General features: G+C 75.8%; 12 protein-coding genes. 7 read left to right on the forward strand and 5 right to left on the reverse strand.

Features of this window, described 5'->3' with window-relative positions; genetic code table 11:
* Positions 1-143: 143 nt before the first annotated feature.
* The 4 genes from ACFYT9_RS27440 to ACFYT9_RS27455 form a co-directional block, all read right to left on the reverse strand.
* Entirely contained in the window at positions 144-419 is a 276-nt protein-coding gene (locus ACFYT9_RS27440) for a hypothetical protein (RefSeq protein WP_389168312.1), read from the reverse strand.
* 422 nt (positions 420-841) lie between these two features.
* Positions 842-1069, reverse strand: a complete 228-nt coding sequence (locus tag ACFYT9_RS27445) for a DUF3107 domain-containing protein (protein ID WP_189847783.1) — start codon at positions 1067-1069, stop codon at positions 842-844.
* A 158-nt stretch (positions 1070-1227) separates the two neighbouring features.
* Positions 1228-1887: a TetR/AcrR family transcriptional regulator gene (locus tag ACFYT9_RS27450; protein ID WP_376601756.1), complete on the reverse strand. Its 660-nt coding sequence runs from the start codon at positions 1885-1887 to the stop codon at positions 1228-1230.
* Between the two features lie 160 nt (positions 1888-2047).
* On the reverse strand, positions 2048-2263 hold the full coding sequence (locus ACFYT9_RS27455) for a hypothetical protein (RefSeq protein ID WP_376601758.1): 216 nt from the start codon (positions 2261-2263) through the stop codon (positions 2048-2050).
* A 230-nt stretch (positions 2264-2493) separates the two neighbouring features.
* Between ACFYT9_RS27455 and ACFYT9_RS27460 the strand changes: the two genes are divergently transcribed.
* The 7 genes from ACFYT9_RS27460 (at position 2494) to moeZ (ending at position 11969) form a co-directional block, all read left to right on the forward strand.
* On the forward strand, positions 2494-3474 hold the full coding sequence (locus ACFYT9_RS27460) for an alpha/beta fold hydrolase (protein ID WP_387277806.1): 981 nt from the start codon (positions 2494-2496) through the stop codon (positions 3472-3474).
* Positions 3475-3481: 7 nt separating this feature from the next.
* The gene (locus tag ACFYT9_RS27465; protein ID WP_389168314.1) at positions 3482-4978 is read left to right on the forward strand and encodes a DUF3152 domain-containing protein; all 1497 of its coding nucleotides are present in this window, start codon (positions 3482-3484) and stop codon (positions 4976-4978) included.
* Positions 4979-5465: 487 nt separating this feature from the next.
* Entirely contained in the window at positions 5466-7130 is a 1665-nt protein-coding gene (locus ACFYT9_RS27470) for a glycosyltransferase (protein ID WP_389168315.1), read from the forward strand.
* A 13-nt stretch (positions 7131-7143) separates the two neighbouring features.
* Positions 7144-8895 carry a hypothetical protein gene (locus ACFYT9_RS27475; RefSeq protein ID WP_389168317.1) on the forward strand — a complete coding sequence of 584 codons (1752 nt, stop codon included), beginning with the start codon at positions 7144-7146 and terminating at the stop codon, positions 8893-8895.
* A 123-nt stretch (positions 8896-9018) separates the two neighbouring features.
* Entirely contained in the window at positions 9019-9990 is a 972-nt protein-coding gene (locus tag ACFYT9_RS27480; protein WP_376601767.1) for an NAD-dependent epimerase/dehydratase family protein, read from the forward strand.
* A complete protein-coding gene (locus tag ACFYT9_RS27485; protein WP_376601769.1) occupies positions 9978-10727 on the forward strand; it encodes a spherulation-specific family 4 protein in 750 nt (249 codons plus the stop codon). Before ACFYT9_RS27480 ends, ACFYT9_RS27485 begins: the two co-directional genes overlap by 13 nt.
* A 63-nt stretch (positions 10728-10790) precedes the next feature.
* Positions 10791-11969, forward strand: a complete 1179-nt coding sequence (moeZ, locus tag ACFYT9_RS27490; RefSeq protein WP_376601771.1) for an adenylyltransferase/sulfurtransferase MoeZ — start codon at positions 10791-10793, stop codon at positions 11967-11969.
* A gap of 56 nt (positions 11970-12025) precedes the next feature.
* Here moeZ and ACFYT9_RS27495 read toward each other — a convergent pair whose 3' ends face one another.
* The gene (locus ACFYT9_RS27495; RefSeq protein WP_389168318.1) at positions 12026-13582 is read right to left on the reverse strand and encodes an alpha/beta hydrolase; all 1557 of its coding nucleotides are present in this window, start codon (positions 13580-13582) and stop codon (positions 12026-12028) included.
* Positions 13583-13635: the final 53 nt, after the last annotated feature.

Below are 13635 nucleotides of genomic sequence, written 5' to 3' on the forward strand. Positions count from 1 at the left end.
CCTCCACCCGCGCCCCCCCCCCCGGGGGGGGGGCGCCCGGGCCCCCCCCCCCCGCCCCCCCACCCCCACCGCTCTCTGCGCGCGGGGGGGCCCCGGGCCCGCGCCCCCCCCCCCCGCGGCCGTCTCACGTGCGGTGCGGCGGGTCAGTACGCCGCGGGCGATGATCGGCGGAGCCGGCGGGCGGCCGGGCGGATCAGCAGCGACAGCAGCACCGCCGCCACCGCGACGGCACCGACGAGGGTGGCGAGGAAATGGCCGGGGCCGAGCGCCCCGTGGGTGACGAGCGCCCCGAAGACGGCGCCGAGCGCACCGGTCAGGAGGACGGTCCTCCGGGCGGGGAGGCGGTCGGACAGGCGGTGCGCGGCGGCCCAGGCCAGGGCGAGTCCGAGCAGGGCGGAGCCGAGGGCTTCCAGGAACACGGTGGATCACCTCGCGAGGGGTGCGGGGCGGGCGGTGCGGTCAAGTCCCCTTCTACCCCGGGCCGTCGGAACGCAACCCTCCCCATGGCCCGGCGAGGAGCCCCGCCGAGCCGCCCCGGCGGGCGGCCGGAGCGCCGGAGGACGTACCGGAACGCCCCCGCGCACGCCACCCGGACGGCCCTGCTCCCGGACGCGCGGGACCGGGACCGACGGAGCCCGTACGGACGTGTGCAGGGCCTCGTGCACGCGCGCGCGTGGACTCGGGTCCGTACGCACGCGCGTGACGCACGCGCGTGCACGAGGCCCTGCACACGCGCGCGTGGGCTCGGTGCGTACGCATGCGTGCGCACGGGGTCCGTACGCACGCGAGGAGGCCCGGAGGGACGGGTGTCCCTCCGGGCCTCCTGTGCGGGAGCCGCGGCTCAGAGCGTGCCGAAGCCCACCCGGCGCACCGCGGTCTCGCCGAGCTCCACATAAGCGATCTTGTCCGAGGGGATGAGGACCCGGCGGCCCTTCTCGTCCTCAAGGCTGAGCAGCGGTGCCTTGCCGGACAGCGCGTCCGCGACGGCGCGCTCCACGTCCTCGGCGGACTGCCCGCTCTCCAGAACGATCTCCCGGGGTGCGTACTGCACGCCGATCTTGACCTCCACGGCTATGTCCCTCCGAACGGTCAGCCATGCGCGATGAACCCGCGCCGTACGCTGCACACATTAGCCCGGAGAGGGGACGCGCACGGCTCAGCCGCCGCACGCCAGGAGCGAACAGGGAGCGGGAACAAAGCCCGGGCCCCGTCCGCCGCCGGCCGGGATCAGTGGCCCTCGGCGCTCAGCTGGCCGTCGACCGGGTGCAGCGGGAAGCCCGCGATGCCGCGCCAGGCGAGCGAGGTGAGCAGCGAGACGGCCGTGTCGCGGGGGATCGGGGACTCGCTGGAGAGCCAGTAGCGGGCGACGACCTGCGAGACGCCGCCGAGGCCCACCGCGAGCAGCATCGATTCGTCCGTGGAGAGCCCGGTGTCCTCGGCGATGACCTCGGAGATGGCCTCGGCGCACTGGAGGCTGACGCGGTCCACGCGCTCGCGGACGGCCGGCTCGTTGGTGAGGTCGGACTCGAAGACGAGGCGGAAGGCGCCGCCCTCGTCCTCGACGTAGGCGAAGTAGGCGTCCATGGTGGCCGCGACCCGGAGCTTGTTGTCCGAGGTGGAGGCGAGGGCGGTGCGGACCGCGTGGAGCAGCGACTCGCAGTGCTGGTCGAGCAGGGCCAGGTAGAGCTCCAGCTTCCCCGGGAAGTGCTGGTAGAGCACGGGCTTGCTGACGCCGGCCCGCTCGGCGATGTCGTCCATGGCCGCGGAGTGGTAGCCCTGGGCGACGAAGACCTCCTGGGCCGCGCCGAGCAGCTGGTTCCGCCGGGCACGGCGCGGCAGCCGCGTACCGCGAGGGCGTGCTGCCTCTGTCTGCTCGATGGCGCTCACGCGGCCTCCCAAGAATTCGATCCATGTGCGCTGTCGCGCCGCGCCGCCATCGTACTTTTGGGTAACCCGGCTGTGCGCGGTGCGGACGCAGAATTTCACGGACCGGACGTCGGGGGCGACAGTCGATTCAAGATTAAACCGAACAAATCAGCGGTAGTCGTCAGCGGTAGTCGTCCTCGTCGAGGGTGACCACCCGCGCCTGCTCGGAGGCGTCGGCCTCGTCCGCCGCCTCGTGGTCGATGTCGCCGAGCGGTTCGTCCTCCCTCGGACGCAGTTCCGTGTGCTGCTCGGCCGCGTCGGCCTCCGGGACTTCCTCGTCGAGCACGGCGTCCTCTTCCTCGGGGAACGTGTCCGGCTCGGACGGATCGACAGTCATGCGATTCCTTCCCGTCCTCCCCGTGCGCGGGCGGCCGCCCGCGCAGATGGCCCTCCCTACGAGCGTAGGAGCACCGGCCTCCCCCCGCACCCGAGCCGCCTCCGCCGCGGCCGCACAGGAGGCACGGGCGGACGCCGCGCGCCGCCGTACGGAGGCACGGACGGACGCCACGCGCGCCTGTGACCGCACCCACACCCGAGCCTGCGTGATCGTCTCGTAATATTGCGGCCATGTCCTCGACCGAGCTGCCGGAAACCCGGACCGCCGACACCGCTCCGCCGGCGCCGCGTCCGCGCGCCGTCCGGGTCGCCGACGGCGAGGAGCTCCGCTCCGTCGCGCTCCCCGGGCTCACGCTCACCGTGCGCTCCCGGCCCGGCTCCCGCCCCGGCCTGCCGCCCGCGCTGTACGTGCACGGCCTCGGCGGTTCCTCGCAGAACTGGTCCGCCCTGATGCCGCACCTCGCCGACCTCGTCGACGGCGAGGCCGTCGACCTGCCCGGCTTCGGCGACTCCCCGCCGCCCGACGACGGCAACTACTCGGTCACCGGGCACGCCCGCGCGGTGATCCGGCTGCTCGACGCCTCCGGGCGCGGCCCGGTCCACCTCTTCGGCAACTCGCTGGGCGGCGCCGTCACCACCCGGGTCGCCGCCGTCCGGCCCGACCTGGTCCGCACCCTGACCCTGATCTCCCCGGCCCTGCCCGAGCTGCGCGCCCAGCGCACCGCCTGGCCGACCGCGCTGCTCGCCGTGCCCGGAGTCGCCGGGCTCTTCGCCCGCGTCTCCCGGGACTGGACCGCCGAGCAGCGCGTCCGCGGCGTCCTCTCCCTCTGTTACGGGGACCCCGGCCGGGTCACCGACGAGGGCCTTCGGCACGCCGTCGAGGAGATGGAGCGCCGGCTGGAACTCCCTTATTTCTGGGACGCGATGGCCAGGTCCTCGCGCGGAATCGTCGACGCCTATACGCTCGGCGGCCAGCACGGCCTGTGGCGGCAGGCGGAGCGGGTGCTCGCTCCCACCCTGCTCGTCTACGGCGGCCGTGACCGGCTCGTCTCGTACCGGATGGCCCGCAGGGCCGCCGCCGCCTTCCGGGGCTCGCGGCTGCTGAGCCTGCCCGACGCCGGACACGTGGCGATGATGGAGTACCCCGAGACGGTCGCCGCGGCCGCGCGGGAGCTGATCGCGGAACACGACGCACGGCACGACGGGAGCTGAACCCGGGGTGGGACGACATAGTCGCAAGGGGCCCGTGCCCTCGGCGGGCGACACCGGGCGCGCGCCGGTACGGGACGCCGGGCGCGCGCAGGCGGCGGAGACCGGGCGCACGCAGGCGGCGGAGGCCGGGCGCACGCCCGTCGCGGACGCCGGCGCGGGCACGGGGCGCCGCCGCAGGGCCGCCGGCGGGGGCCCGCAGGAGTACGGCACGCCCCCGGGCGCCACGCGCGGCCACGGCACCTTCCACGGTCACGGCACCCCCGCGCAGGGAACCCCCCAGGCGTACGGGACGCCCGGACAGGGCGCCCCGGGCCGCGGCGCGCCGGGGCAGAGCGGCTCCGGCTACGGGACCCCTGCGCACGGCACTCCGGTGTACGGGACCCCGGCGCACGGCACCCCCGTGCACCCGGCGCCGGCCCACGGCACGCCCGCTCACGGGACCCCCGCCCACGGCACGCCCGCCTTCGACGTCCCCGCGCACGGGGCTCAGCACACGCCCGCCCACGGGATTCCGGTACGCGGCGAGCATCCCGCGCACGAGGAGGGCGGGCGGGTCGCGCCCGAGCGGTACGGGCCCACCACCGGTGGCGCCTCCCGGGTGCCCGCCCCCCGCCGGGTCGCCGCGGCACCTCCGGACGGGCCCGACGCGCCCGCGCCCGGCACCGGGGACGAGGCGTCGGGCAGGGGTGGCAAGGGGCGGGCGCTCACCGGGATCGCCGCCGCCGCCGTCACCACCTGCCTCGCGATCGTCGTCGCGGGACAGGTCACCGACCGCGAGGACGACGCCCCGGCCGTCCGCGCCGCGCAGGAGCCCGCCCAGCGGGCCTCCGAGGACTCCGCCTCCCGCTCCGACGAGCGGGTCAAGCCGGCGGAACCGGCACCCGTGAAGCAGCGGCCCGCGCCCACGTACGAGCAGTTGATGACCCATCAGTTCAAGATCGACCCGAAGCTCAGCGGCTCCGGCGACTTCGAGGCGGTGCCCGGGCTCGACAAGGCGCCGGGCAAGGGTCAGAAGTACCGCTACCGCGTGGACGTCGAGAAGGGCCTCGGGCTCGACGCCGGGCTCTTCGCGCGGGCCGTCCAGCAGACCCTCAACGACAAGCGCAGCTGGGCCGGTCAGGGCGCGATGACCTTCGAGCGGATCTCCAGCGGGGACCCCGACTTCGTGATCACCCTCGCGAGCCCCGGCACCACCGGCAAGTGGTGCGCCAAGTCGGGTCTCGACACCACCGTCGACAACGTCTCCTGCGACTCGGCCTCCACCGAGCGCGTGATGATCAACGCCTTCCGGTGGGCGCAGGGCTCGGAGACCTTCGGCCCGAAGGCGATGCACGCCTACCGGCAGATGCTCATCAACCACGAGGTCGGGCACCGGCTGGGCCACAACCACGTGACGTGCCGGACGCCGGGCGCCCTGGCGCCGGTGATGCAGCAGCAGACGAAGTCCCTGGAGATCGACGGTATCGCCTGCCGCCCCAACCCCTGGGTGCACCCGGGCAGTTGATCGTCGGGGTCCGTGTCCCGAGCCGTACGTCTCGGGATACGGACGGCGGATCGGCGTCGTGCCGGCCCGGTCCGGCGGACCCTCCGTCGCCCGCATTCATTCCCCCGAACGCGCCCGCATTCACGCGGGCGCGCTCCTCGCGGCGTTCCGCACTTCCGGCGATTTCCCCGCGCTCGCGGAATTCCCTTTTCCCCTGGAGCGGTTCGCGCGAGGAATCCCCGCCCTTTCGCGCGGGAGCCTCGCGCCCGGCGGAACCTGACCTTCCGTCACCCCTCCGCCGCGTACCGCGACCGAACGCGACCGGACTGGGAAAGTTACGTGCATTCACCCCTTCCGGTGGTGCGGCGGACAACCGTCCGTCGCGCCACCGCTCCCTGCGCTTACGTTCTACCCGCTGCGGGAATCCCGCCGTGGGACTCCCGTCGAGCAGCGCGCGCCGTCGACGGAACCGGTGGGCGCCGTCGAAAGGGACCGGGGGTGTGTGCTCGTGCGGATCGGACTGCTCACGGAGGGTGGCACCTCGTGCGCCGCCGGTGACACCGGCGCGTGGTGGCAGCGGCTCGTCAGCGGCCTCGCCCCCCACGACTTCGACCTGTACGCCGTCGGCGGCCGCCTCCCCGCCGGCCCGCTGCCCCCCAACGCCCGCCCCGTCACCGCCACCGGTGAAGGAGCTCTCCCCGCCGGACCGCCCGAGCGCGCGGGCCGTCGCGCCTACGGCCGCCGCGACCGCCGCCGCTTCGCCGAGGGCTTCCACGCCCTCGCCACCGGCCTCGCCGCCGAGGCCGACCCCGCGCACCCCGCCGCCGCGACCGCCGCCGACTCCTTCGCCACCGGCCTCGGCGCCCTCGCCGACCTCGCCCGCGACACCGGCGGACTGCCCGGCGCGCTCCGCTCCGACGACGCCGTCCGCCTCCTGGAGGCCGCCTGCCGGGCTCCCGGCGCCCGCCGCGCCGCCGCCGCGGCCGGACTCCGCGACCACCTCGCCTTCGCCGACCACCTGGAGCGGGCCCTGCGCCCGCTCTCCCTCGCCTGGTACGACGAGACCGCCCTCGGCGCCGCCGACCTCTGCCACGCCACCGCCGGCGGCCCCGTCGCCCTCCCGGGCCTGCTGGCCAAACGCTTCTTCGGCACCCCGCTCCTCGTCACCGAGTACGGCGTCGGCCTCCGCTCCCACTACCTCGCCCGGCCCGGCCCGGACACCCCCGCCGCCTCCACCGCCCTGCGCACCCTGCTCGCCGCCCTCCACGGCCGCCTCGCCGGAGAGACCTACCGCCAGGCCGCCCTCCTCACCCCCGGCAACGCCCACGCCCGCCGCTGGCAGGAGAAGCTCGGCGCCGACCGCGAGCGGGTCCGCACCGTCCACCCCGGCATGCCCGCCGAACGCTTCGCCGACGTCGGCGAGGACGAGGAGAGCGGCGAGCCCGGCACCCTCGTCTGGATCGGCCGCGTCGAACCCGCCAAGGACCTCGTCGCCCTCCTCCACGCCTTCGCCGAACTCCGCGCCCGCCGGCCCGACACCCGGCTGCGGATCGTCTCCGTCCCCGCCGACGCCGACGCACCCGACGGGGCCACCGAGCCCTGCGCCTACCTCGCCCAGTGCGCCGCGCTCGCCGCCCAGCTCTTCCCCGACGAGGCCGCCGGCGCGCACGCCGTCGGCGAGAACCCCGTCTCCTTCGAGGAGCTGGGCGGACCCGAGGCCCCCACCCTGGAGGACGTCTACGCCTCCGCCGCCGTCGTCGTCCTCTCCAGCACCGTCGAGGGCTTCCCCGCCAGCCTCGTCGAGGCCATGTTCTGCGCCCGCGCCACCGTCTCCACCGACGTCGGCGCGGTCGTCGAGATCATCGGCGGCACCGGGCTCGTCGTCCCCCCGCGCAACCCCCGCGCGCTCGCCGACGCCTGCCACGCGCTGCTGGGCGACCCCGAGCGCCGTTACCGGCTCGGCGCGGCCGCCCGCGCCCGGGCGCTGGAGCTCTTCACCGTCGACCAGAACCTCGCCGCGTTCCGCGGCATCTACCTGGAACTCCTCTCCCACGCCCCGGTCCGCCACCGCGCCGGGTCCGACGTGCCCTTCGCCCACCCCGCCGAGGCGCACCTCCCCGGCAGCTGGGCGCCGAAGGCCGTCGCCGCGGGCACAGGAGCCCCCGATGCCTGAAGGAGGCAACCCCATGCGCGGCTCCGCCGCCCCGACGAGCCCCGGAGCCTGGGACGCCCGCTCCGAGGCCCTCCTCGGCGCCCCCGCGGTGGACGCGGAGCCCGCGCCGCCCGCGATAGCCCCGGGGGCCGCCCGCCCGCTCCCCGCCCTCGACCTCCCCGCGGACCCGCCGTCCGCGACCCCGGACCCCGTCCCCGGCCCGTCCGCCCTGGACGACCTCCTGTCCGCCTTCGGCCCGCCCCGCCCGACCCCCCACGCGCGCGTGCCCGAGGAAGAGCGCACGACGGCGACCGACACCGACCCGGAGCCGGTGGCGCCGTCCCCGGCAGGGGCCGGAACCGGGGCCCGGACGGAGCCGCAGGCGGACGCCGAGCCACAAGCCGAGGCGGAGCCGCAGGCCGATGGCAGGCCGGCGCCGGAGGCCCGGCGTGAGGGCGAACCCGGCCCGGAGCCCCGGCCCGAGGGCGGGCCCCGGCCGGTCGCCGACGCCGACGCCGACGCTGAGGCCGAGTCCGTCGACGGCGAGGCCGAGTCCGCCGACGGGACCGGGCGCGCGCCCGCACCCGTTCCCGTGTCCGCGCCCGAGGCGACCACCGCGGGTCCCGCCGCCGTCACCCCCACGCCCGTACCCCCCGCTCCCGCCGCGGGAGGGGCCGTCCCGCCCGGGCCCGGGGCCGCCTGGGGGGAGCCGCCCGCTCCCGCCGCACCACCCGCCGCCTCACCCGCCCCCGTCACGAGGGGCCGCCGCGCGGGAGACCCCGTCAAGGTGCTCATGCACCGGCACCGGGAGCTGTGCGCCCGCGCCGTCGACCCGCTGGAGATCGCCGCCGGGCTCGAAGCGCAGGGCTTCACCGACCGGACCGCCGCCCGCTACCGGCACCGCGACGTCTTCTCCCTCGCCGAGGAGCTGTACGCGCGCGTGCCCCGCGGCCACCAGGAACCCGCACCCCTACGGGACGCCCCCGCGCCCCGTACCCCCTGGGCACTCGCCGCGCTCGCCCCCGGCGCCGCGGCGGCGCTCCTGGTGCCCGCCCTGCTCCACCTCGACGGGGCCGTCCGGTTCGCCGCCGCGACCGCCGGAGCGCTCGGACTGGCCGGCGCGCTCGTCCTCGCCGTCCGGCGCGGGCCGCTGCGCGCCGCCGCCCCCGCGCCCGCCGCCCGGCTCTGGACCCTGTGGCTCCTCGCGTACGCCGTCGCCGGCGACGGGCTCCTGGAGCAGGTGCTCGCCGGCGGACCCGACGGCGCCTGGAACCTCCACCCCACCCCGCTCCTCGGCCTCGCGCTCGCCGTCGCGCCCGCCGCCTGGTGCGCCCACCTCTTCGCCGGCCGCGCCCGGCGGCGCATCGCCGACAGCCGCGGCCTCGCCGACTTCGCCGCCGGCACCCGCGCGTGGCTCCTGGCCGCCGTCCTCTTCCATCTCGCCGCCCTCACCGCCCTGCTGGCGCTCACCGGCCTCACCGCCGGCGCACTCGCCCTGGGCCTCCTGTTCCTCCTCGCCCGGCTGCTCACCGTCCACGGACACCCCGAGACCGCCGCCGCCGCCCTCGCCGCCGCCTGCGCCGCCGAAGCCCTCGGCCTCGCGAGCGTGCTGGCCGCCCGGCTCCCCCTCCCCGGCTTCGACGCGCTCGCCCTCCCCGTGCGGACCGCCGTCGACGCCTGGGGCGCGGGCGCACTCCCCGCACTCGTCTGCGGCGCCGCCGCGCTCGGCCTGCTGGCCCACGCGACCGGTGTCCTCACCCGGGCCTCGGCCCACACCACCCCCTGACCCGGGGCACCCGCGGAGCCGACGCCGCGGGCGCCCGGCCCCCGACTCACCACCCCCAAGGAGAACCCAGACCATGACCCCTCACTCCCCAGCACCGGCCGGTCGGCACGAAGGGGCCGCACGATGAGGGTGCTACTGCTCGGAGCCAACGGCTTCATCGGACGCTTCGTCGCCGACCGGCTGCTCGCCGACCCGGCGGTCCACCTCACCGCCCTCGGCCGCGGCGACGACGCCGACGTCCGCTTCGACCTCGCCTCCGGCAGCCCCGGCGCGCTCACGCGCTTCCTGGACGCCGTCCACCCCGGAGTGGTCGTCAACTGCGCGGGCGCCACCCGCGGCGGCGCCCGCGACCTCACCCGGCACAACACCGTCGCCGTCGCCACGGTCTGCGAGGCCCTGCGCCGCAGCGGCTGCGGCGCCCGGCTCGTCCAGGTCGGCTGCGCCTCCGAGTACGGGCCCAGCCAGCCCGGCTCCTCCACCGCCGAGGACGCCGTGCCGCGCCCGGGCGGCCCCTACGGCGTCTCCAAGCTCGCCGCCACCGAACTCGTCCTCGGCTCCGGACTCGACGCGGTCGTCCTCCGGGTCTTCTCCCCGGTCGGCCCCGGCACCCCCGCCGGCTCCCCGCTCGGCCGGCTCGCCGAGGCGATGCGCCGGGCGATGCAGGCCGGGGACGGCGAGCTCAAGCTCAGCGGCCTCGGCGTGCAGCGGGACTTCGTGGACGTCAGGGACGTGGCCCGCGCCGTGCACGCCGCCTCCCTCTCCGCCGCCCAGGGCGTCGTCAACATCGGTACGGGACGGGCCGTCCGGCTCCGGGACGCCGCCGCCGTCCTCGCCCGGGTCGCCGGCTACGCCGGCAACCTCCACGAGATGGACGCCCCGCACGGCATCCCGCAGCGGCCCGTCATCGGCGCCCCGCGCTCCGAGGCGACCATCGCCGAACAGCTGGCCTCCGCCCCCTTCCCGTACCCCGACGGCTGCGGCCCCTGGCAGCAGGCCGACGTCCGCACCGCCAGGGACCGGCTCGGCTGGCGCCCCCGGATCAACCTGGAGGAGTCGCTCGCCGACATCTGGATGGAGGCGGCGTGTCGCATCTGACCGCCACCGGCACCGTCCGGGCGCTCGGCGTGGGCGCCCCCGGCTACGCCCACCCGCTGCTCGCCCCGGTCGAATGGGCCGAACTGGCCCGCCCCGGGACCAACGTGCACTGGGCGGTGCTCAACGTCGCCGACGGCCCCGGCAGCCGCCCCGACCCGCACTGCCTGGACACCGCCGGCCGGCTCCGGCACGCGGGCGTGAGGGTGCTCGGGCACCTCGACCTGGCGCACGGCTCGCGCCCCTTCGGCGAGCTGGTCTCGCAGGCGCAGCGGTACCTCGACTGGTACCGGGTCGGCGGCTTCTACCTGGACCGCTGCCCCACGGACCGGACCGACCTGCCCGGAGTGAGGAGGGTCACCACCACCCTCTCGGCCCTCCTCGGCGGCGACGCCCACCTCGTCCTGGGCCAGGGCGGCCACCCGTACCCCGGCTACGCGGAGGCGGCGGACCAGCTGGTGACCTTCTCCGGCGCCTGGGCGGACTACCGCTGGTCGCAGGTGGCCGAGTGGACGGCGGAGTACCCGGAGGGGAAGTTCGCGCACTTCGTCCACGGAGTGCCGCGCACCCACCTCGACGAGGCGCTGCGGATCGCCCGCTGGCAGGGCGCGGGCACGATCTTCTTCACCGACCGCCCCGGCGGTCCGGGCGGCGCGGCGGGACGAACCATGCCATTCCACTCGCTGCCCGGCTACTGGGACGAAATCGTCTCGCGTATCGGACCGGGTGTCTCGGAATGAGAAGGGGCGTGGCAGTGTTACGGGGAGAACAACCGTACTGACATACCGACCAACGGAGTCCCCGTGTCGCTGCCACCCCTGGTCGAGCCGGCTGCCGAGCTCACCGTAGACGAGGTCCGCAGGTACTCCCGCCACCTGATCATCCCCGACGTGGGGATGGACGGGCAGAAGCGGCTGAAGAACGCCAAGGTGCTGGCCGTCGGCGCCGGCGGCCTCGGCTCGCCGGCCCTCATGTACCTGGCCGCGGCCGGCGTCGGCACGCTCGGCATCGTGGAGTTCGACGAGGTCGACGAGTCGAACCTCCAGCGCCAGATCATCCACAGCCAGGCGGACATCGGCCGCTCCAAGGCGGAGTCGGCGCGCGACAGCGTGCTCGGCATCAACCCGTACGTGAACGTGGTCCTGCACGAGGAGCGGCTCGAGGCCGACAACGTGATGGACATCTTCAGCCAGTACGACCTGATCGTCGACGGCACGGACAACTTCGCCACCCGCTACCTGGTGAACGACGCCTGCGTGCTGCTGAACAAGCCGTACGTCTGGGGCTCGATCTACCGCTTCGACGGCCAGGCGTCCGTCTTCTGGTCCGAGCACGGTCCCTGCTACCGCTGCCTCTACCCGGAGCCCCCGCCGCCGGGCATGGTCCCCTCCTGCGCCGAGGGCGGCGTCCTGGGCGTGCTCTGCGCGTCCATCGGCTCCATCCAGGTCACCGAGGCCATCAAGGTCCTCGCCGGCGTCGGCGAGCCGCTCGTCGGCCGCCTGATGATCTACGACGCCCTGGAGATGCAGTACCGCCAGGTGAAGGTCCGCAAGGACCCGAACTGCGCGGTCTGCGGCGAGAACCCGACCGTCACCGAGCTCATCGACTACGAGGCCTTCTGCGGCGTCGTGTCCGAGGAGGCCCAGGAGGCCGCGCTCGGCGCCACGATCACTCCGAAGCAGCTCAAGGAGTGGATCGACGACGGCGAGAACATCGACATCATCGACGTCCGCGAGCCGAACGAGTACGAGATCGTCTCGATCCCGGGCGCGCGCCTGATCCCGAAGAACGAGTTCCTGATGGGCACCGCCCTCCAGGACCTCCCGCAGGACAAGCGGATCGTCCTGCACTGCAAGACGGGTGTCCGCAGTGCGGAAGTCCTCGCCGTGCTCAAGTCCGCGGGCTTCGCGGACGCCGTGCACGTCGGCGGCGGCGTGATCGGCTGGGTCCACCAGATCGAGCCCGAGAAGCCGGTCTACTAGTCGGTGTGCGAGAGGCCCCGGACCGTGTGACGGTCCGGGGCCTCCGCGCGTCCCGGCTACCCGCAGGTCGTGCCGTACGCGGGCACCTTCCCGTCGAGCAGGTACGCGTCGACCGTCCGCGTCACGCACTCCGAGGTGCCGTACGCGCCGTGCCCCTCGCCCTTGTTGGTCACCAGGATCCCGACGCCCTCGCCGAGCTCCCGCGCCATCCGCTCCGCGCCCTCGTACGGGGTCGCCGGGTCGCCCGTCGTCCCCACCACGAGGACCGGGGCCGCCCCGGGCGCGGACGCCGCCGGGGTCCTCGCCTCGCCCGCCACCGGCCAGTCGGCGCACCAGCCGGCCGTGTCCCAGGCGAGGAAGGCGCCGAAGACGGGGGAGAGCCGGCGGAACTCCGGCAGCAGTGCCTTCGCCCGCGCCGCGGTCGGACGCTCGCTGGAGTCGGCGCAGGAGATCGCCCGCTGGGAGTGCGACTGGGTGGAGTAGCGCCCCTGCTCGTCCCGGTCGTTGTAGGCGTCCGCGAGCCGCAGCAGCGGGCCGCCGTCCCCGTCCTCGGCCGCCTCCAGCGCCTCGGTGAGCAGCGGCCGGCTGGACTCCGCGTAGAGGGTCACCGCGATGCCGGTGACCGCGAGGCCCTCGGTGAGCCGCCGGTCGCCGACCTCCAGGGGCCGCCGGTCGAGCTCCGCGAGGAGCCGGGCGATCCGCTCGCTGCCGGCCTTCGGCGTCTGCCCGGTGCTCTTCAGGTAGCCGTCCAGGGCCCGCTGGAAGCCGACCGTCTGGTTCCGGGCGTGGCCCACGGTGTCGCCGGTCGGGTCGACGACCGCGTCCAGGACCAGCCGGCCCGTGTTCCGGGGGAAGAGGTGGGCGTAGGTGCCGCCGAGCTGGGTGCCGTAGGAGATGCCGAAGTAGTGCAGCTTGTCGTCGCCGAGGACCCGCCGGATCAGGTCGAGGTCGCGGGCGGTGGCCGAGGTCGTGGTGTACGGGATCACGGCGCCGGATCGGCGGGCGCAGCCGGCGCCGAAGCCGGCCGCGTCCTTCAGGAAGGCGGCCTCCTCGGCGGGGGTGTCGGGGGTGGAGTCGACGCGGGTCTCGGCCGCCGCCTGTTCGGCGTCGGTGCGGCAGACGACGCCGGAGCTGCGGCTCACCCCGCGCGGGTCGAAGCCCAAGAGGTCGTACCGCTCGTTCAGCGTCCCGTACTCCCCGGACAGCTGCGGCAGGATGTCCACCCCGGAGGCGCCGGGCCCGCCGAAGTTGAAGAGCAGCGACCCGATCCGCTCCTTCCGGTCGGTCGCCTCCTTGCGGATCAGCGCGACGGGGAGCGTGGCGCCCGACGGCTTCGCGTGGTCCAGCGGCACCTTCACGGTGGCGCACCGCCAGTCGGCGCCGGCCCCGTCCCCCTCGCACGGCTTCCAGTCGGGGCGCTGGCCGGTGAGGGCGGCGGGGAGGACGGGGGTGCCCGGCGCGGGGGTGCCGGAGGTGGGCGCGGGCTTGGCGTCGGAGGAGGATCCCGGCGCCGGCGCGGTGGTCGGCGCGGCGGCCGGGGAGTCCGTCCCCGTACAGCCGCTGACCAGGAGTCCCCCGACGGCGAGGGCCGTCAGGTGCCGGCGTATGTGCATGGGGGACCCCCTGGGATCGAGACCGGCTCTTCATCCTAGGGGGACCGGTTCCG

The sequence above is a fragment of the Streptomyces sp. NPDC004435 genome (genome assembly GCF_042873895.1).
In the GTDB taxonomy this organism is placed as follows: Bacteria; Actinomycetota; Actinomycetes; order Streptomycetales; family Streptomycetaceae; genus Streptomyces.